Origin of the sequence: Rhodomicrobium sp., from assembly GCF_047605405.1 — a bacterium.
Lineage (GTDB): Bacteria > Pseudomonadota > Alphaproteobacteria > Rhizobiales > Rhodomicrobiaceae > Rhodomicrobium > Rhodomicrobium lacus.
On record NZ_JASGFR010000003.1, the window covers coordinates 16025 to 35095 of the forward strand.

General features: G+C 64.1%; 18 protein-coding genes. 12 read left to right on the forward strand and 6 right to left on the reverse strand.

What is annotated here, in order from left to right:
* Positions 1–300 precede the first annotated feature (300 nt).
* From QM659_RS01870 to QM659_RS01885, 4 genes are all read left to right on the forward strand, one after another.
* Positions 301–861: a methyltransferase family protein gene (locus tag QM659_RS01870; protein ID WP_415187172.1), complete on the forward strand. Its 561-nt coding sequence runs from the start codon at positions 301–303 to the stop codon at positions 859–861.
* A gap of 197 nt (positions 862–1058) precedes the next feature.
* A complete protein-coding gene (locus QM659_RS01875) occupies positions 1059–1277 on the forward strand; it encodes a hypothetical protein (RefSeq protein ID WP_127077159.1) in 219 nt (72 codons plus the stop codon).
* A gap of 2 nt (positions 1278–1279) precedes the next feature.
* On the forward strand, positions 1280–1627 hold the full coding sequence (locus QM659_RS01880) for a hypothetical protein (protein WP_415187173.1): 348 nt from the start codon (positions 1280–1282) through the stop codon (positions 1625–1627).
* Between the two features lie 238 nt (positions 1628–1865).
* Positions 1866–2201 carry a hypothetical protein gene (locus QM659_RS01885; RefSeq protein ID WP_415187174.1) on the forward strand — a complete coding sequence of 112 codons (336 nt, stop codon included), beginning with the start codon at positions 1866–1868 and terminating at the stop codon, positions 2199–2201.
* 19 nt (positions 2202–2220) lie between these two features.
* Here QM659_RS01885 and dapE read toward each other — a convergent pair whose 3' ends face one another.
* The 4 genes from dapE to dapD all read right to left on the reverse strand — a co-directional run bounded on the left by dapE (position 2221) and on the right by dapD (position 6460).
* Positions 2221–3372 carry a succinyl-diaminopimelate desuccinylase gene (gene dapE / locus QM659_RS01890; RefSeq protein ID WP_415187175.1) on the reverse strand — a complete coding sequence of 384 codons (1152 nt, stop codon included), beginning with the start codon at positions 3370–3372 and terminating at the stop codon, positions 2221–2223.
* Between the two features lie 63 nt (positions 3373–3435).
* Positions 3436–4257, reverse strand: a complete 822-nt coding sequence (locus tag QM659_RS01895; RefSeq protein ID WP_415187176.1) for a hypothetical protein — start codon at positions 4255–4257, stop codon at positions 3436–3438.
* A gap of 144 nt (positions 4258–4401) precedes the next feature.
* On the reverse strand, positions 4402–5421 hold the full coding sequence (locus QM659_RS01900; protein WP_303483895.1) for a DUF805 domain-containing protein: 1020 nt from the start codon (positions 5419–5421) through the stop codon (positions 4402–4404).
* A 199-nt stretch (positions 5422–5620) separates the two neighbouring features.
* Positions 5621–6460 carry a 2,3,4,5-tetrahydropyridine-2,6-dicarboxylate N-succinyltransferase gene (dapD, locus tag QM659_RS01905; RefSeq protein WP_415187177.1) on the reverse strand — a complete coding sequence of 280 codons (840 nt, stop codon included), beginning with the start codon at positions 6458–6460 and terminating at the stop codon, positions 5621–5623.
* A 242-nt stretch (positions 6461–6702) separates the two neighbouring features.
* Between dapD and QM659_RS01910 the strand changes: the two genes are divergently transcribed.
* Both QM659_RS01910 and QM659_RS01915 read left to right on the forward strand, forming a co-directional pair.
* On the forward strand, positions 6703–7188 hold the full coding sequence (locus QM659_RS01910) for a hypothetical protein (RefSeq protein ID WP_415187178.1): 486 nt from the start codon (positions 6703–6705) through the stop codon (positions 7186–7188).
* A 132-nt stretch (positions 7189–7320) separates the two neighbouring features.
* Positions 7321–7746 (forward strand): hypothetical protein, encoded by a 426-nt coding sequence (locus tag QM659_RS01915; protein ID WP_415187179.1) that lies wholly within the window; start codon positions 7321–7323, stop codon positions 7744–7746.
* Between the two features lie 62 nt (positions 7747–7808).
* On the opposite strand, the gene QM659_RS01920 is transcribed toward QM659_RS01915, so the two are convergent.
* Positions 7809–8759: a 50S ribosomal protein L11 methyltransferase gene (locus QM659_RS01920; protein ID WP_415187180.1), complete on the reverse strand. Its 951-nt coding sequence runs from the start codon at positions 8757–8759 to the stop codon at positions 7809–7811.
* Between the two features lie 24 nt (positions 8760–8783).
* A complete protein-coding gene (locus QM659_RS01925) occupies positions 8784–9422 on the reverse strand; it encodes a nucleoside deaminase (RefSeq protein ID WP_415187181.1) in 639 nt (212 codons plus the stop codon).
* Between the two features lie 296 nt (positions 9423–9718).
* Between QM659_RS01925 and QM659_RS01930 the strand changes: the two genes are divergently transcribed.
* The 6 genes from QM659_RS01930 (at position 9719) to pgl (ending at position 19047) form a co-directional block, all read left to right on the forward strand.
* Positions 9719–11314 carry a Do family serine endopeptidase gene (locus tag QM659_RS01930; protein WP_415187182.1) on the forward strand — a complete coding sequence of 532 codons (1596 nt, stop codon included), beginning with the start codon at positions 9719–9721 and terminating at the stop codon, positions 11312–11314.
* Between the two features lie 265 nt (positions 11315–11579).
* Positions 11580–12260 (forward strand): response regulator transcription factor, encoded by a 681-nt coding sequence (locus QM659_RS01935; RefSeq protein WP_127077171.1) that lies wholly within the window; start codon positions 11580–11582, stop codon positions 12258–12260.
* On the forward strand, positions 12247–13719 hold the full coding sequence (locus tag QM659_RS01940) for an ATP-binding protein (RefSeq protein ID WP_415187183.1): 1473 nt from the start codon (positions 12247–12249) through the stop codon (positions 13717–13719). Before QM659_RS01935 ends, QM659_RS01940 begins: the two co-directional genes overlap by 14 nt.
* Positions 13709–16606, forward strand: a complete 2898-nt coding sequence (locus QM659_RS01945) for a bifunctional [glutamine synthetase] adenylyltransferase/[glutamine synthetase]-adenylyl-L-tyrosine phosphorylase (RefSeq protein ID WP_415187184.1) — start codon at positions 13709–13711, stop codon at positions 16604–16606. The genes QM659_RS01940 and QM659_RS01945 overlap by 11 nt, the downstream gene beginning before the upstream one ends.
* A gap of 258 nt (positions 16607–16864) precedes the next feature.
* Complete coding sequence (gene zwf, locus QM659_RS01950) at positions 16865–18346, forward strand: glucose-6-phosphate dehydrogenase (RefSeq protein ID WP_415187185.1); 1482 nt, start codon at positions 16865–16867, stop codon at positions 18344–18346.
* Positions 18343–19047: a 6-phosphogluconolactonase gene (gene pgl / locus QM659_RS01955; RefSeq protein ID WP_415187186.1), complete on the forward strand. Its 705-nt coding sequence runs from the start codon at positions 18343–18345 to the stop codon at positions 19045–19047. The genes zwf and pgl overlap by 4 nt, the downstream gene beginning before the upstream one ends.
* Positions 19048–19071: the final 24 nt, after the last annotated feature.

Consider the following 19071-nt stretch of genomic DNA (forward strand, 5'->3'; position numbering starts at 1 on the left):
AGCTCCACGAGAATCATGATGTTGCTAGTGGTCCTTTCGATTCCGACATTTGCTCGCAAGCGTGCTGCAAACGGATGCAAATGTCGGAATCGGACCACTAGCGCTTGTATCCATTCACAATCGCATCGCTCCGGCCCGCAGGTTTGACACCCCTTCTCGCGCGCACCGGCATCCGGCCAACTTGCAGTCGGCGGGACGAGGCGGCATCTTGAGGCCTTGACCCGATCTTCAGACTTGGTGCAAATCGTCGCGATGATCTTGTCACGCGGTTGATACATTCCTGCTGTAGCGGCTTTCGACATGCCAAGCTATCTCATGTACATCTTCGACGTGGCCGCGGCCTCGCTCGTCACGCTGAACTCGCTCCTGCTGCTGACCATCGTTTCGAGAAGCTTCAAGCTTTGGCCGACGCCGGCGGAACGGAGCTGGCAGCACTATACGTTCTGGCCGCTGTTCCGGGGCGGCCTCGGGCTGACGCTGCTTTTCTCGATTCTCACGGCCAGCTGGCCGGAGAGCGGGCCCGATACGTGGCGCTTCATCGCGGGCATGGTGTGCGTGGTGATCGGCTTCGGCTTCACGATCTACGGCTATTTCGACCTCGGCATCGAAAACACCTACGGCGCTGACGAGGGGCTGGTGACGGGCGGTCTCTATCGCTACAGCCGCAACCCGCAATATGTGGCGTCGATCCTCGGCTTCCTGGGCACGGGCCTGGCCAACGGGTCGGCGCAATCCGCTGTGCTGTGCGGGCTGGCGATCCTGGTTTACGTGATCCTGCCTTATACGGAAGAGCCCTGGCTTGAGCGCGCTTACGGCGATGTCTATGCCGACTACAAGCAGCGCACGCCGCGATTTCTTTGAAGCAAAGGCCGCGTGACCGCGCTGCGGCCGACATGCGAGGGGCTCATGGCCCGTCGGCTCAGACCCTTGGCCGCTCGCCATCGTTACCCTTCGAGCTTTCCACAGGCCTCGCTTTGGTTATGGGGAGAATAGGGCGGCGCGTTGCAACCTTGGGTTTAACTCAATAAAATGCCTCGGTATCCTGAACGAGGTGTTTGATGCCGGTATGGCAACGGATCGTCGCTCGTATTTTCCCCGGGCATATCGAAATGCACAGGCAAGCGGCGGAGGATTTTATCGCTTCCCGTCGCGACCTTATTTTCGTCGAGTACGAAGGGGAAAATTGCAATCATCGCTATTTCGCGGTGAAGCGGAAGCTCTTCGGGCTGCAAAATGAAAATGTCCACCCCCGTTCGGAAAACGCCACACGGAGTTGAGAGTGAGCGGCGGTGACGGCGCAGGCGCACGGCGCGGCGACCGTCGCTTCGTCTTCGCATACGCGCTCGCCTTCGCGGCCATCGTGCTTTTCACGGCTTCGCCGATAATCCTTGCCGCCATCGCCTCCGCCATCGCGACAAACGCGGGCTGCGCGCTCAACGAGGGCAACATTCATCCGTGCATCATCGCGGGCGAGGATTGGGGCTCGACGCTCTACACCATGGCCATGATGGGCTGGCTCGCGATCGCAACCATCCAGATCGGAGCCATGGCGTTCGCATTCTGGTTCGCCGCACTTGTCGTCCATGGCGTGGTGCTGCTGCTTCGGCGTGGCCGAAGCCGGAACTGACGGCTAGATCAGCCTGCGTCAGGTAGGATGGACGCGGCGCAGATAATCAAGGCTTGCAGGCGCGATTCCCCTCCGAACGGCACGATGATGCTGGCCGTCTCCGCCTTGATGGAATCAAAAAACGTGCTCTCGTTCTTTTTCTGCCGTGCGTCCTGCCGGAAAAATCGCTTCACGTTTTTCCGGGCGCGCTCTAAGCGGTTTCGAGCTACGGGCGGCAGGCAGAACGGGGCGGCGACGGATGCAAGGCGAAATCGAACACAGGACAATGCCGCAATCGGCGCGGCGCAGGCGCTTCCGCCGCGCGGCCATCGCGATCCTCGTGTTGTCCGTGCTGCCGATGATCCCGGTGATTTTCGCCGCGAGCGTGGCGCATTTCGCGGGCTGCCGCCTCGACGAAAGCGGAGCGCATCCCTGCCTCATCGGCGGTTTCGACGCCGGGCCGGTGCTCTATACGGTCGGCATGGGCTTCTTCTTCATCGCGCTTCTCACCATGATAGCGGGCGCGGTCGCGGCGGCCATCTGGATCGCCGCCGTCGTCATTTATGTCTTGCGCGGGATGTTCGCCGGGCGGTGATCCCCCGTCCGGCCCGCCGTCATCCGATGGCAAGGTGAAGGAAGCGCTTGTAGATGCGCGCGAGCGTCTCGATGTCCGCCGTGGCCGCTTGCTCGTCCACCTTGTGCGCGGTGGCGTTCAGGAGGCCGAGTTCGGCGACCGGGCACAGATCCTTGATGAAGCGCGCGTCCGACGTGCCGCCGCCCGTGGAAAGCACCGGCTCGCGCCCCGTCTCGGCATGAACCGCCGCGCCCAGCATCTTCACGAACCCGCCCGGACTCGTAAGGAAGCTGTCGGAAGCCGGATCGAAACTCAGCGTATGTGTCACGTCGGCATAGCGCAGAGCTGCGGCCACCTGCTCTTCGAGCCATACCCTGAGCGATGACGCGGTGTGGAGATCGTTGAAGCGGATGTTGAAGCGCGCCGACGTCTGTGCCGGAATGACGTTCGTCGCCTTGTTCCCGGTGTCGATGGTGGTGATTTCGAGATTCGACGGCTGGAAATGCTCGCTGCCTTCGTCGAGGGGGCGCGCCTTGAGCAGAGTCAGCACTCCGATGAGCGCGGTCAAGGGGTTACGCGCCTTGTGCGGATAGGCGACGTGTCCCTGTACGCCGCGCACCACGAGTTCCGCGCCGAGAGAGCCGCGCCGCCCGATCTTGATCGTATCGGCCACGGCATCTTCGGAGGTGCATTCGCCGAGCACGCAGGCATCGGGGCGCTCGCCGCGCGCGATGAGGCGTTCCACCACCTTCCGCGTCCCGTTGATGGCCGGCCCTTCCTCGTCGGCGGTGATAAGGAAACTGATGGAGCCGGTGAGGTCCGGCTTTTCGCGCAAATAGTCGAGCGCCGCCGCCAGCGAGGCCGCGACCGCTCCCTTCATGTCGACGGCGCCGCGTCCGTAGAGCACGCCGTCCACGATCTCGCCTGCGAAAGGCGGAAGCCGCCAAGCGGCCTCGTCGCCCGGCGGCACGACATCGATGTGACCCGCGAAGCAGATATGCGGTGTGCCGTCGCCGATGCGGGCATAGAGGTTTTCGACATCCGGCGTTCCGGGTTCGCTGAATCGCAGCCGCTCGCAAGCGAAGCCTGCCGCGCCAAGTTCGCGTTCGAGAAAGGCGAGTGCGCCGGCGTCTTCCGGTGTGACGCTTGCGCAGCGAATGAGGGTTTGGGCGTAGTCGGTGGCGCTTGTCATGCTTGTTCTTGCTTTCCTTGGGCTGCGCGCTTTTTGTCGTGAAGTCTCAACACACTGAACCGGTCAGGGGATCGTTTCCCGCACCTGCCCGCCGTGCGGCCCGCTTGCGACGCCGGACGCCTGAGGCGCGAAGGCTGTTTCCGGCAGGCGGATCTCCTGCAAATTCGGCTCTCTTGCCAGCGAACCGTGCAGGATCATGATCTTCTGCCAGATCTTGTTGCTGAGGGACGCTGTCAATTGCTCGATATCGTTCACCGCATCGAAAATGACGGGATCGCGGATGCTTTGCGCGTAAAGTGCCGCGAACTTGCTGATGAGAGACAGCATTTCCGAGCAATATTCGAGATAGCGGAGCAACTCGCGCGGGCTGAGGTCGCGGTCGGGCGAGGATCGCGTCGGCGGCAGGTTCGCCGCCATGGCCGCCGGATCCTTGTTCATCTGGTGGCTGTCGACGACGTGGGCGAAGGCGCGCAGGCTGTGAAGGCCGCGGAGCGCCTTCTTGCGCTTCATGCGCGTGGCGCGGTTCGTCACGAAGAAGATCACGAGGGCGACCGAGACGGCAACATGAATCGCCGCGCTGACGCCCTGCATCGCCTGAAAGAATTCCTGCTGTTTTGCGAACTGGATTTCGATCCATGGGATGCGGGCGAGGATGAAGACCGTGACCGCGAAGCCGACCATCGTCAACGCGCCGATGACGAAATCCGCCGCGACGTTGCGCTTCGCGAGCAAACGCGCTTCCTGAGCGATAGCGTGGGCGTATTCGGCAAGGCGCGTGGCCTCACGGGTGAGGCCACGATCGGGAAAACGCTCGGCCACGCGGTTCTTGAGCTGATAGGCGGACTTGATGACTTCGGTTTCATCAAGGGTCACGAAACGGGGCATGGGGTGCCTTCCCGCCGCTGAAACTGACTATTCGTTTTACAGGAAATGATCTGTGATCCGACCTTCCGGGCCGAACCTTCTCCTGCAACGAAAGCCGCCTTTTCGGGCTTTTCGTGGGCGGCTATGAGGCGGCGACCGGCGCTTTCACGGCTTTCCAGCGAGCGGATCGGGGCCGTATCGGTTCGGCCCCGTTTCGCCCTGCAGAATCCCGAACTGAAGAAATCCCCAGATCAGGGAAGCAAGAAAGAGCAGCCCGATGAAGTTGACCGCGCCCTCGCCGATGGCCGCCTGCGCCGCGAGCCCCGGCGCAAGGCCGAGGGCAAGGAACGGCGCAACGACGAGCAGGATCATCCAGCCGGAAAGCCCCCTGTCATGCAGGCGCTTCACGCCGAGCGCCAGCAGGTTCCACAAAGCAACGCAGAAGACGAGTCCCGGTATGAACATCCACCGCGCGATTTCGGCGGCCACTGGTTTCGCCTCGGCGCTGTTGAGCCATTCCCGGTTGTTCATGTTCTGGACGAGTTCCGGGTGCCGGTTGAGGTAGTCTCCGAGGAAGAGAAACGACGCTGTCAGCACCGTCAGCACGACCGTGCTGACGAGCGTCGTCGCCCGCCACCAATGCGCGCGGCTTAGGCGGCCCTCCAGGCCGAACAGGATGCTCCAGATGTCGTGATCGCCACCATGATAGCCGGGCGGAAGCGTATCGGGACCGTGCGCGTTCGGGCCGGGCGTGCCGCGCAGCACGCTCAGTTGCACGAACATGAAGATGGAAAAGCCGGTCAGCACGGCGGCAAGGAAGCCGGACGAGGCAGGCGTTCCCGTGTCGAGCGTATCCGTCATCGGCACAAGCGCCATGGCTATGGAGAAGCCGAAATAAGAATACCAAAGCCAGCGCGGCAAGTTGCGGTCGTGAAGGCGCTTCACGGACAGCGCGCTCATGGGCCAGGCTATGAGGGCGAAATAGCTGAGCCAGACCGGTTCCCACAAGCCCGACTGGTCGGCGGGGCGCTGCCAGACCGCGGGCGCGAGCGGATCGCCGGTTGCGAGCCACGAAAGGAGCGCGGCGAAGGCGAGACCGGCGCCCGTTACCGCGAGACTTCCGCCCCAGTATGTCAGCCGGTTGATGCGGCCGTGAAAGCCGAACAACACTTCGCCCCAACCCATCGGATTCTCCATCGCGCTCCCGGCGCCTTGAGTTTCCCGCATTTCATCGCAGAGCCGGAAGCCCGGTCTGTTGTTGCGGCCTTTTGCGTCTCGCAAGGAAGCGCAGACGGCTCGATCACCCGTGATTTAACGCCAACACGGCATTTACAGACGCCTGCGACCAGCCGCGTTCAATCGGAATCGTTCAACGCGCGACACTCTATTCGCGCAGGAGATCGTTGATCGACGTCTTCGAGCGCGTCTTCTCATCGACGCGCTTCACGATCACCGCGCAGTAAAGCGACGGACCCGGCTCGCCTGAAGGCAGCGCCTTGCCCGGCATCGCTCCCGACACGACCACCGAATAAGGCGGCACGCGGCCATAGAAAACCTCGCCCGTCGCGCGATCCACGATTTTCGTCGACTGCCCGAGATAAACGCCCATCGACAGGACCGAGCCTTCGCCCACGATGACGCCCTCGGCCACCTCCGCGCGGGCGCCGATGAAGCAATTGTCCTCGATGATGACGGGGCCGGCCTGAAGCGGTTCCAGCACGCCGCCGATACCCGCGCCGCCCGAAAGGTGCACGTGTTTGCCGATCTGCGCGCAAGAGCCGACGGTCGCCCAGGTGTCGACCATCGTGCCTTCACCGACATGGGCGCCGACATTCACGAAGGACGGCATCAGCACCACGTTCTTCTCGATGAAGGCGGAGCGGCGCACGATCGACCCCGGAAGCGCACGGAAGCCGGCGGCGCGAAAGCGCGCCTCGTCCCAGCCCGCAAACTTCGACGGAACCTTGTCCCACCACGGCCCCGGCGCTTCGCCGTCGCCAAGAAGTGTGTTGTCGTTCAGGCGGAACGAGAGAAGCACCGCCTTCTTCAGCCACTGGTTCACGACCCATTCGCCGCCAACCTTCTCGGCCACGCGTGCCTTGCCCTCGTCGATAAGCGAAAGCGCCGCTTCGACCGCCTCGGCAATTTCACCTTTCTGCCCGAACCGGATGGACTGGCGATCCTCGAACGCGGCGTCGATGACGGCCTTCAAATCATTCGTCATGGGTGGAAACCTCCCGCTTTCTTTCCTGCAAGTGCGTGCCCTCCGGCGACGCCCTCTGTCAAGCCGCTTGGGCCGCCTGAAGGATCGCATCCTGCGGCTTAACGCGGTCTTCAGCACACAACCCGAAAGCGCACAGCGCGGTCGGGCGCATCCGCTATTCTGACCATGAAGTCCCAGAAACGCGAGTGAGGGGTGTCATGTCAGGTTTCCCGTCCAGGCGCGCGTCGCTTGCTTGTTGCGCGATGCTGGTTTTCGCATGCGGCATCGGAGCGGCGACGGCGACGGCGACCGGGTTCGAATGCCCGGAGATCGGCAAGGGCGAGGTGCGGATTTCCCCAGTGCAGGCGAAGGTCTTCACGGACGGGAATTCCGCCGACCTGGCGAACGAGATCACGAGCCTGATCGTAAGCCTCAAGTCCCAGCGGCCCGGCATCGACTATTCGAGCCTTCTCAACGCGGCGATGGCGGCTTACTGCCCGGTCATCGCGGATGCGAAGACCCTCAGCACGCAGGAGAAGTCAGCCCGCATCTGGAAGTTCGAGGCGGTGTTGCGCGAGAGACTCGCCGCCCAGATCTCATCGGGTGGCGATTCGTCGATCCTGGCGCAGGTGGACATCTCGCCGACCGTCTATGAGGCGCTGCGCGAGAAGGCAGCATCGCTCGGCCAAACGCCCTCGAAATACATGGCGTCCATCCTGGACAAGGCGGCATCGGAAGCTGGCCAATAGGTTTGCCTCGGATCCAGCGCGCCAGATAAACTTTGAGACAATTTTGCGGGGAACCGCATGACATCGGGCGTGTCCACCTCACAAGAGCGCGGCGTAACAGCGACCGCGCCGAATGAGTGAGGTGTTCACGACATGACAATCAAAACCATCGCTGGAGCGGCTCTCGTCGCCGCAACACTTGCTCTGCCTGTGCAGTCGGCATCGGCGGCGCCCATATCGTCTTCTGCCGCCGTTCTGACGCAGGCCGCGGCTCAGTCTGGTGTCGAAAAGGTGCACTGGCGCGGCCACCGCGGCTATTACGGCCACCGGAGATGGGGGCACAGGCACTGGGGCGGCCCTCGCGGGCCGTTCTTCGCGCCGTTCGCGTATGGCTATTATCCGCGCTATCGGCCCTATCGCTACGGCTACTACCCGCGCCACAGATACTATCGCTACGGGTATTACGGATATCCGCGCTACTACCGCAGCGGCTATTACGGCGGGTGGGGTGCGCCGTACTACGGTTACGGGGGCTACGGCTGGGGACGCCCCGGCCTGAGCATCGGCTTCGGCTTCTAGGTATCAGCGGGGCGGGCGTGCCGATCAGGGCGCCCGCCTGCTTTTCGTTTAAACGCGGCAGTCTACTGATTTGACGGGCTTGCTTCGGGCGAGCAGGTATTCAGTTCGCTCGAAAACGCGGCGGACGATGGGGGAGCCGCATCGGCCGGTTGGGTCTCTTCGAACTCCGCCTTTTCGGTCTGAACCTCGTCGGCGTGAACCGTATCGGCTTGCAGCTCGTCCGGTGAAACCGCGTTCGTCGCCGCCTCCTGCGGCGTGAGTTCGTACAGCAGAAAAGACTCGATATAGATCGACTTTTCCAGCGCCAGCCTTGCCTTGAAGCCCGCTTCAGCGATTTCGCGATCGAAGAAATCGAGATCGGAATCGGACGAGATCATGAGATACATCCGGCCGTCCGGTTTCAGCCGCGCACGCGCCTGACGGAAAAGGCCGCGCAGGTTGAGATTATCCGGCCCCGAATGCCAACCGGCATCGGCGAGATCGCGCGTCTTGCCCGCATGCTTCGGGGGGCTTGAGAAAATGACGTCGAAGATCGGGCGCGCCGGAATCGCATCCATAAGATTGCAACACAGACCTTTCACGTTCGGGCCGTAACCGTTCGCCTCCGCGTTCTGGACGGCGGCGTCGGCGGCGGCCGGGTTGATGTCGAGCGCGAGCACGAAATCCGCGCCCGCGCGTGCCGCCGCGAGCGCGAGAATGCCCGAGCCGGTGCCGATATCGGCAACCACCTTGCCCCTGAGATCGAGGCCGTCGATAAAATGCGCGAAGGTCTCGCTCGAAATGAAATAGCGCGGATGGAAGACGGTCGGCGGCACCTCCAGCATGAAGCCGGCTGCTTTCGCGCGCTGCGTATCATCGTGTTTCAGCACGAAATGATAGGACAGATAGTGCAGCGTGCTGCGCAGGGCCTTGCGAAACGCCGACTGCGGACGCCCGCGCCTGTCGAGCGCCGAGGGCGCCGCGCTACCGCCGGCGACCGGATTATGCGAAGCCTGTCCCAATACCTGATCCATGACGAACACCCCCTGCGGTTAGCGTTAGCGGTCTGAAATCTGTGCGTGCTTGTCGCGCCATGCGGCGAGACGAAGGAACGGCAGGACGACGCGCTGCGCCATCGAGGGGGCTCGCGCCGGAAGACGTCGCGGCTCGTCCCGTTGCGCGGTTTCGTCAGCCAGCGCGCCGCGAAGACGGGCGAGTTCCGTGGCAACGGGGTTCCATTCGCGCCAGGCCGCCAGGGCTTCTTCCGCGAGGAGGCCGCTGACGACTTCGGGCGCGGGCCCGAAGATCGGCAATTGCCGGCCCAGTTCCTCGTCGTAAAGGATCGTCCATTTGGAGACGCCGCCCATCGCGGGCGAGGCGAGCGCATAGGCGACGCGCCCGACCCAGGCTTCGCGAATGCAGAAGGAGCACATCGCGCACGGTTCGACGGTGGAATAGAGCGTCGACCGGGCAAGTCCCCCACGGCCAACGGCCTTCAATGCGGCGGCAATTGCGATGATTTCGGCATGACGGGAGAAGTCGGCATCGCGCATCGCGCGGTTCCCCGCTTCGGCGACGATTTCGCCATCGAGGGCAACGAGCGCGCCGAACGGATAGTCACCGTCCCGGGTCGCTTCCCGCGAAAGCTCGATGCACCTGAGCATCATCGCCTCGTCGGCCGCATTCCACCACGCCATGACGCAAACCCTTCCCCGCCGCTGCCCCCGACGTCACACGCCGGAAGCGCGAAAAACTCTCGACCATTTATAGGGATAATGGCTTCAGGCCGGCTTAAGCGGGGACGAACAGAATCGTGCGCTGTCTTGTCGATCCGTTTTTCATATCGATGCGGGACGGTTTGCGGATCGGTTTCGCAACTTCTGCGGGGCGGCTGGGGTGCCTTAACATCTTTTAATTTGGCGGCAAGTGGTTTGTAATATTCGCCTTCTTATATCAATGAGACGACGTAAATGTTTCAGGGGACAGCTGACCGATGGCTACAGGACAACTAGAAGATGCGCGGATAGGCAAGCGGGCCTACGGACGCGTGAAGTCAGCGGGCGCCTTTCTCGGCGCGGGGCTTCTCGGCGCGGGCCTGCTGACGGCGATGCCCGCCGTGCCCTTCCACGGCGGGGCCGCATTTGCGCAGGAAGCAAAGCAGGGGCCGCTGCCCGGTTCGCCTCCCACATTCGCGGATCTCGCGGACAAGGTCCGCCCGGCCGTGGTGAGCGTGAATGTAAAATCCCGCGGCGCCGCCGGCGAAACCTCGCAAAGAGATTTGCCCGACCTTCCGCCGGACCACCCGCTGCGCGAGTTCTTCGACCAGTTCAAGCATAACCAGCCTGAGCGCCGCCCCTCCCGTGCGCAAGGTTCCGGGTTCCTCATCTCACCGGACGGCTATGTGGTGACGAACCATCACGTTGCCGACAAGGTTGACGAGATCGAGATCACCTTCGAGAACGAAGAGAAGTACAAGGCGAAGGTCGTCGGCTCGGATGCGCGCACCGATATCGCGCTCTTGAAAATCGACTCCAAGAAGAAGTTCGACAACTGGCTCGAATTTGAAGACACCCCGCCGCGCGTCGGCGACTGGGTGCTGGCGGTCGGCAATCCGTTCGGCCTCGGCGGCACGGTGACGGCGGGTATCGTCTCGGCGAATGGCCGCGACATCGGCTCCGGTCCTTATGACTTCCTCCAGATCGACGCGGCGGTAAACCGCGGCAATTCCGGCGGCCCCGCTGTGGACCTCAAGGGCCGTGTCGTCGGCGTGAACACCGCGATCTATTCGCCGTCGGGCGGCAGCGTCGGCATCGCGTTCGCCATCCCTGCTTCCACCGCCAAGGACGTCGTCGACAAGCTTCGCGACAAGGGCAAAGTGTCGAGCGGCTGGCTCGGCGTTCAGATCCAGAATCTCGACGAGAATATTGCCGAGAGCCAGGGGCTGAAGACCGCGAAGGGTGCGCTCGTCGCGAAGATCATCGCGGATGGCCCCGCCGCGAAATCCGAACTCAAGGCCCGCGACGTGATTCAGCAGGTTAACGGTCGGTCCGTCAGCAACTCGCGCGAACTCGCCCGCACCATCGCCGCCCTTCCGCCCGGCGCCGATGCAAAGCTTCGCGTTTTCCGCAACGGCGAAGAACGCGAAGTCACGGTCAAGCTCGGCGAGTTCCCCGCTAACGACAAGCTTGCCTCTCTTCAGGGCGGAAACGACGACAGCGACAGCAGCGCTTCGGGCAAGGAGCTGGACGACCTCGGCCTGACGCTCATCCCCGCGCCCGAGTTCCCCGGCGCCAAGACCAAGGAAGGCGTTGCGATCGTGAACGTCGATCCAAACTCCAAGGCCGCCGATCAGGGTCTGCGCCGCGGCGACGTGATCGTCGAAGTGAACGGCAAGACGGTCTCCTCGCCAGACGACGTCGTGGACGGCATCCGCGACGCGCGCCAGAAGAACAAGAAAAACGTTCTGCTTCAAGTGAGGAGCCGCGACCAGCAGCGCTTCATCGGCCTTCCCATCGACAAGTCCGACGAAGACAAGGAAAGCGAAGCCAAGGAGTCGACGGGCTCCGACAAGAACAAGGGCAAGCGCTAGTGGAGCGAATTTGACATTTGAGTCCCGGTGGCTGCGAGCTTTCGCTCAAATGTCAAATTCAAAAGCTCCACTCGATCGTGATGTTGCTAGTGGTCCTTTGACATTTGCTCGCAGCGTGCCGCAAACGGATGCAAATGTCGGAATCGGACCACTAGGCTGGCCAGGAATTGCCGCCTTGGGGCGGCATTTCCCATGATGATCGGTGAAGGCCGACGACATCGTCATCGGCCTTCCTCTTGAGCGGCGGACACAAGCAAGGTGAACCATGCGGGTTCTGATCGTTGAGGATGATCGCACTGCGGCCGATTTTCTGGCCAAGGCGCTCGGTGAGGCCGGATTTCAGACCGAGATCGCGGGCGACGGCGAGACCGGTTTTGACAGTGCTACATCATCCAAATTCGGCGTTCTGATCGTGGACCGCATGCTGCCGAAGCTCGACGGTCTGACGCTCGTCGAGCGGCTTCGCGAGCGCGGCGACAGCACGCCGGTGCTGATCCTCTCGGCACTCGGCGCCGTGGACGACCGTGTGAAGGGTCTTCGCGCGGGCGGCGACGACTACCTGCCGAAACCCTACAGCCTCGTGGAACTCGTCGCGCGCGTCGAGGCGCTGGCGCGGCGCGGTCCCACCGAACGCGCAGTGACGACCTACACTGTCGGCGACCTCGTGCTCGACCGCTTGTCTCACAAGGTATCGCGCGGCGGCGAAACCATCGTGCTCCAGCCGCGCGAATATCGGCTGCTCGAATATCTCATGAAGCATGCCGGGCAAGTGGTGACGCGCACCATGCTGCTCGAAAACGTGTGGGATTATCATTTCGACCCCCAGACGAACGTCATCGACGTGCATATTTCCCGGCTGCGCAGCAAGATCGACAAGGGCCAAGGCAAGCCGCTTCTGGAAACCGTACGCGGCGCGGGTTACATGATCCGCGATGAGCGTCGCTAATTTCGTAAAACTGATTCCCCGCCTCGTTCTCGCGACGCCGTTCCGGCTGTTCGCGATCTATGTCTCGCTGTTCTGCGTCGCCGTCGCCGCCGTCTTCATCTATGTGAACGTGGCGATGCAGGGATTTCTCGCCCACGAGGCGGAAGCAGCGGTCCAGACCGATTTCGACTTCCTCGCCGCGCGCTACAACGAAGGCGGACCGGCCGCGCTCGGCCCAGCCATCGCGGAGCGTTCCGCCGCGTCCAACAACGGCCTCTATCTTCTCACCGACGCCAATGGCCGCTGGCTCGCGGGCAATCTCGAAGCCGTGGCGGCTGACCTGTGGGCGACGCAAGGCGCTGCCCAATTCGCCTATCGCAAGCGCGGCAGCGATGCGCGGCAGCGGCAGGCGTTCGGCGTCGTGACGCGTCTGCCGAACGACCTCCATCTCATCGTCGCGCGCGACATCGAAAACCAGGAGACGCTGAAGCGCCTGCTGCGCACCGCGTTTCTGCTCGGTTATGCGCTGATCATCGCCATCGGCGCGGCGGGGGCCGTGATCGTGAGCCGCCGCATGCTGCGCCGCGTGGACGAAGCGTCGAGCACCGCCCGCGCGATCATGCAGGGCAATCTCGCGCAGCGCGTTCCCGTGAGAGGGCACGCCGACGAGTTCGATCGCCTCTCGGAAAATCTGAACGCGATGCTCGACCGCATCCAGGATCTCATGATCGGGCTGAAGAACGTATCCGACAACATCGCGCACGACCTGAAGACGCCGCTTCATCGCTTGCGCACGCGGGCGGAACGCGCGCTCCAGTCGAGCCCGTCGCCCGAGAAACTCACCGAAGCGCTGGGCAGCGTCATCGAGGAGGCCGACACCCTGATCCAGACCTTCGACGCGCTGCTCAGCATCGCGCGGCTCGAAGCGGGCTCGCGGTCGGAGAGCTTCGGGCCGCTGAATGTCTGCGCGCTCCTGAACGACGTCGCCGAGCTTTATGAGCCCGCGGCGGAAGAACAGGGGCTTTCGCTCGTCACCACCTGCGCCTCCGACGCCGTCATGATCGCGGGCGAGAAGCACCTCATCGTGCAGGCGGTAGCGAACCTGCTCGACAACGCGATGAAATACGCCATCCAACCCGCCCCCGAGGGTGGGGCAAAACATCCCGCTGTGGAACTCGGCCTTGAGGACCGGGGCGATTTCATCGACATCCTTGTTTCAGACAATGGGCCGGGCATACCCGAGGCGGACCGCGAACGCGTGCTCCAGCGCTTTGTGCGTCTTCAGCCGAGCCGGTCGATTCCCGGCAGCGGGCTCGGCCTGTCGCTCGTCGCGGCGGTCGCGCGCCTGCATGAAGGGTCCGTTTCGCTCGAAGACAACGGGCCGGGGCTTCGCGTGCGGCTGCGGCTGAAGAAAAACCTTGTCGCGGCGCCGCAAAAAGCGCCCGGCGAAGAAGCCGAAATGGTGACGCATGCAGCCTGATCCCGCAGCGCTTCGAAACCGCCTCACGCCAACCCCGCTCGACAACGCGGAGGGCACCGGGCGGCAAAGGGTGGATCGCGCGATGGCCGCGCTCAAGGCCGTTCGGCCCGAGGCCGCCTTCGACGACAAGACGCTCGCGTTCCTGTCCGGCGTGTTTGCGGGGTCGGAATTCCTTTTCGGTCTCGCCGAACGCAACCCGGACCGGCTTTTCGAAACGCTGGAAACCGCGCCCGAAGCGCGCTTCGACGCCGTGCTGGCCCGCGTCGCGGACGAAGCAGCGACGACAACCAGCCAGCGCGAGCTGATGACCGCGCTTCGCATCGCGAAGGCAGACCTTGCCTTTCTCGTCGCGCTCGCCGATCTCGGCGAGGTTTGGAGCGTGGACGAAGTCACGCGCCGCCTGACGGATGCAGCCGACGCGCTTGTCGGCCATGCGGTGCGCTTCCTGCTCGCCCGCGCCATGGAAGCGCGCAAGTTCTTCCCGCCGGATCATACGCGCCCCGAGGAGGGCAGCGGCTTCATCATTCTCGGCATGGGCAAATACGGCGCGCACGAGCTGAACTATTCGAGCGACATCGACCTCATCATCTTTTATGACCGCGAAACCGCGCCGCTCGGCGACGGCTTCGAGGCGCAGCCCTTCTTCGTGCGGCTCGTCCGCGACCTCGTCACCATCCTGCAGGAGCGCACGGCGGACGGCTACGTGTTCCGCACCGACCTGCGCCTGCGGCCCGATCCGGGTTCGACTCAGGCCGCCATCTCCACCGACGCCGCGTTTCGCTATTACGAAAGCCAGGGCCAGAACTGGGAACGCGCCGCCATGATCAAGGCGCGCCCCGTGGCGGGCGACATCGCGGCGGGCGATGCGTTCCTGAAGTCGCTCGCGCCTTACGTCTGGCGCAAATATCTCGACTACAACGCGATTTCCGACATTCACGCCATGAAGCGGCAGATCCACGCCGCGAAGGGGCACGAGAAGATTGCGGTCGCCGGGCACAACCTGAAACTCGGGCGGGGCGGCATCCGCGAGATCGAGTTCTTCGTGCAATCGCAGCAACTCATCGCGGGTGGCCGCCAGCCGCCGCTGCGCACGCGCCGCACGATCACCGGCCTGAAACTTCTGACGGATTACGAGTGGATCACGCCGCAGGTTCGCGACGACCTTTCCGACGCCTACCGCACGCTGCGCCGCATGGAGCACCGCCTGCAAATGGTGGCGGACCAGCAGACGCATTCGCTTCCGTCCTCCCTCGCCGAACTCGAACGCTTCGCGCGCTTCGCGGGTTATGCGGACGAGGCGCGTTTCGAGCGGGACATGCGCTCCACCATGATGATGGTGCAGGAGCATTACGCGGCGCTCTTCGAGAAAACGCCCCAACTGACCGCGCCGCAAGTCGGCGGTGGAAATCTCGTCTTCGCGGGCGATGTCGAAGATCCCGCCACGCTCACCACGCTTGGCGCGATGGGCTTCAGAAACCCATCCGGCGTCATCGCCATGGTGAAGGGCTGGCATTATGGCCGCTATGCCGCCATGCGCAGCGCCCGCGCGCGGGAGATCCTGACCGAGTTTACACCCGCGCTCCTCGAAGCCTTCGGCAAGACGGGCGACCCGGACCTCGCACTCTCCACCTTCGACAAGTTTCTCGCCGAGGTGCCGACCGCGCTTCAGCTCTTCTCGATGCTGCGCGCGAACCCGACCTTCCTTCAGCTTCTCGCGCAGATCATGGGGTCCGCGCCGCGGCTCGCCCGCATCCTCTCGCGCCGCCGCCGCATCATGGAGGCGCTGCTCGACCCGGACGGCTTCGGCGAGGCGCCGACACCGGACGAAGTGCGCGACCACATCCGCCGGGACATCCTCGCCGCCGAAACTTACGACGACCGCCTCGACCGCGCGCGGGTCGTCGGGCAGGAGCGCATGTTCCTCGCGGGCGTCGAACTTCTTTCAGGCCGTATCGATCCGCGCGAGGCCGGCGCAACCTATTCACTGATTGCTGAATCGGTCATCGAGGCGCTTCTCGACGCGGTTCAGGAGCGCTACGGCGCAGACATGCCCGCGCCTGCGGTTCTCGCGATGGGCAAGCTCGGCGGGCGCGAGACGACGGCCTCATCGGATGTCGATCTCATCGTGGTTTACGATGTTCCGCAGGACAAGGCGCAGGCCGCGCCCCAGCATTACGCGCGCCTGACACAACGCCTCATCGCCGCGCTCTCCGCGCCGACGCCCGAGGGCGAGCTTTACGCCGTCGACATGCGGCTGCGGCCGTCCGGCAAGGCGGGCCCGGTCGCCGTCCGGCTCGATGGCTTCCTGTCATACCAGAAGAACGAGGCCTGGACGTGGGAGCACCTCGCGCTCACCCGCGCGCGGCCCATCGCGGGCCCGCCTGAGCTTCGCGAGCGGCTTTGCGGCGCGATCCGCGAGGTGCTGACGCTGCCGCGCGACCGGGCAAAGACCGCGGGCGATGTCCTCGAAATGCGCGCGCTCATCGAGAAGGAAAAGGGCACGCGCGACCTCTGGCAGATCAAGACGTTCAACGGCGGCCTGATCGATGTGGAGTTCATCGCGCAGTTCCTTCAGGTGGCGCATGCGGACCGCCTGCCGGAGATCCTCGACCAGAACACCGAGGCCGCGCTGAAGAAGCTTGTCGCGGCGGGCGTGCTCGACCCGGAAGACGGCAGCAGGCTGATCCATGCCGCCGAGCTTTTCAACGACGTCTCCCAGATCCTCCGCCTGTGTACGGAAGGCGCTTTCGACCCGGCCGCTGCGCCATGCGACCTCATCGAGGCGTTGCTGCATGTCACCGGTGAGCCGGATGTCGCGCGCCTCGAAGAGCGGCTGCGCGACACCTATGCCGAGGTTGCCGCCCTGTTCCCGAAGCTCGTCCGTTAACCGACGCATCAAAGGCGGCGCTCCACTCGTGGATCGTCCGGGCGCTTCCGTTTTGCGATGCAACAGAAGCCCGGCCGACGTGTTCTCGCGTCGGACGATCGCCTTCCGTCATGGCGTCTTGCATCGAAAGGCTTCGGCGAAAAAGCATGCGAACAAGTCGATCGTTCACAGAAGCTTAGAATGCTTTTGAAACCGAACGCCCGCACAGTGAGCGCCGCGACAGAACGCAATTCGCGGCATGCGCAACGAGGACGGAAGATGGCCCGCATCATTGTTGTCGACCCCTTCGATTATGTCGTCTTCGGCGGCACGGGCGATCTCGCCCGGCGCAAGCTTTTCCCGGCGCTCTATCACCGCGACTTCGACAACCAGCTCCCCGAAACCGCGCGCATTATCGGGGTGGCTCGGCGCGACGAGACGACGGAGAGCTATCGCGCCGATGTGGAAGACGCGATCCGCGCCTCGCTGCCGGAAGGGGATATCGACGGCGAGACGCTCGGCCGCTTCCTCTCGCGCGTCGTCTATGTGCGCGCCGACGGCATGAGCGACGACGGCTGGGACGAACTCGCGGACGTGCTCGAAGAGCGCCGCGACTGCATTCGCGTGTTCTACCTCGCCACCGCCTCGAACCTCTTCGGCCCGATCTGCCATCGCATCAAGAGCCACGGCCTCATCACCGACAAGACGCGGCTCGTGCTCGAAAAACCGTTAGGGCACGATCTCGACTCCTCACGCGCCATCAACGAAGCGGTCGGGCAGGACTTCCCGGAAGATCGCATCTACCGCATCGACCATTACCTCGGGAAGGAGACGGTGCAGAACCTCATGGCGCTGCGCTTCGCGAACGTGCTGTTCGAGCCGCTCTGGAACGCCGCGCATATCGATCATGTGCAGATCACCGTCGCCGAGACGCTGGGGCTCGGAAGCCGCGCGAAATATTACGACCAGGCGGGCGCGCTGCGGGACATGGTGCAGAACCATATGCTGCAGATGCTATGCCTCGTGGCGATGGAGCCGCCGACCTGCATCTGGGCAGACGCTGTCCGCGACGAGAAGCTGAAAGTGCTGCGCGCGCTGAAGCCCATAGGGGGCCGGGAAGCATTGCACGTTACCGTGCGCGGCCAATATCGCGCGGGGGCGGCGGACGGGCATGCCGTACCGGGCTATCAGCAGGAGCTCGGGCCGGGCGCGGCGACGAGCCAGGCGGAAACCTTCGTCGCCCTGAAGCTCGAAATCGACAACTGGCGCTGGGCAGGCACACCGTTCTACCTGCGCACGGGCAAGCGGCTCCCCGCGCGGGTATCGGAGATCGTCGTCACGTTTCGCCCCATTCCGCATTCGATCTTCAGCCGCGACGCGGGGCCGGTGGTGCCGAACCGGCTCGTCATCCGCCTTCAGCCGGACGAAGGCATCAAGCTTTGGCTCATGATCAAGGATCGCGGACCTGGGGGGATGCGGCTTCGCAACGTGCCGCTCGACATGACCTTCCGCGAGGCTTTCGGCCAGCGGAACCCGGACGCCTATGAACGCCTTTTGCTCGACGTGGTGCGGGGCAACCAGACGCTGTTCATGCGCCGCGACGAGGTGGAAGCCGCATGGCGCTGGATCGATCCGATCCTCGAAGCTTGGGACGCGAGCAAGGAGCCCGTGAAGCCCTACACGGCGGGTTCGTGGGGCCCATCGGCTTCGATTGCGCTGATCGAACGCGACGGCCGCACCTGGTATGAGGAGGATTCGTGAGCGCGATCATCGAGCGGCATGATTTCACAGACGGCGGCGCGCTCGCGGAAGCACTGGCGCAACGGGTGGCGGACGCGTTAGAGGCCCGCATCGGCGAATTCGACCGCGCGTCGATTGCCGTGTCGGGCGGGCGCACGCCAGCCGCCTTTCTCGACGCGTTGTCGCGCAAGGTGCTGCCATGGGATCGCGTGTGGGTCACGCTCGTCGATGAGCGCTGGGTGCCCGAAAGTTCGGATCGCTCGAATGCGCGGCTCGTGCGCGCACATCTTCTGCAAAACGAGGCCGCGGCTGTGCATTTCGTGCCGCTCGTGAACGAGGCGCCGACCCCGGAAGCGGGGCTGGAAAAAGCCGAGGCGCTTCTGGAGCCGTTGCCATGGCCGCTGGCGGTTTGCGTGCTTGGCATGGGGGGCGACGGACACACGGCATCGTTTTTCCCGCACGCCGCGGGCCTCGACGCCGCGCTCGCGCCGCAGCCCGGCGCGCGTCTCGCCGCCACGTCCGCTGACGCCGCCGGAGAGCCGCGCATTACCCTGACATTGCCGGTCATTCTGGACGCCTCGCTGATCGCGCTCCACATAGAGGGCATAGCCAAATTGCGGGTTCTGGACACGGCGCGTGCCGCCGGCCCGGTCGAAGACATGCCCGTCCGCGGCGTGCTGCGGGCGTCGCTCCGGCCGGTCGACGTGTTCTGGTGTCCGTAGCGTTTCCGCCTTTGATGGATCGAA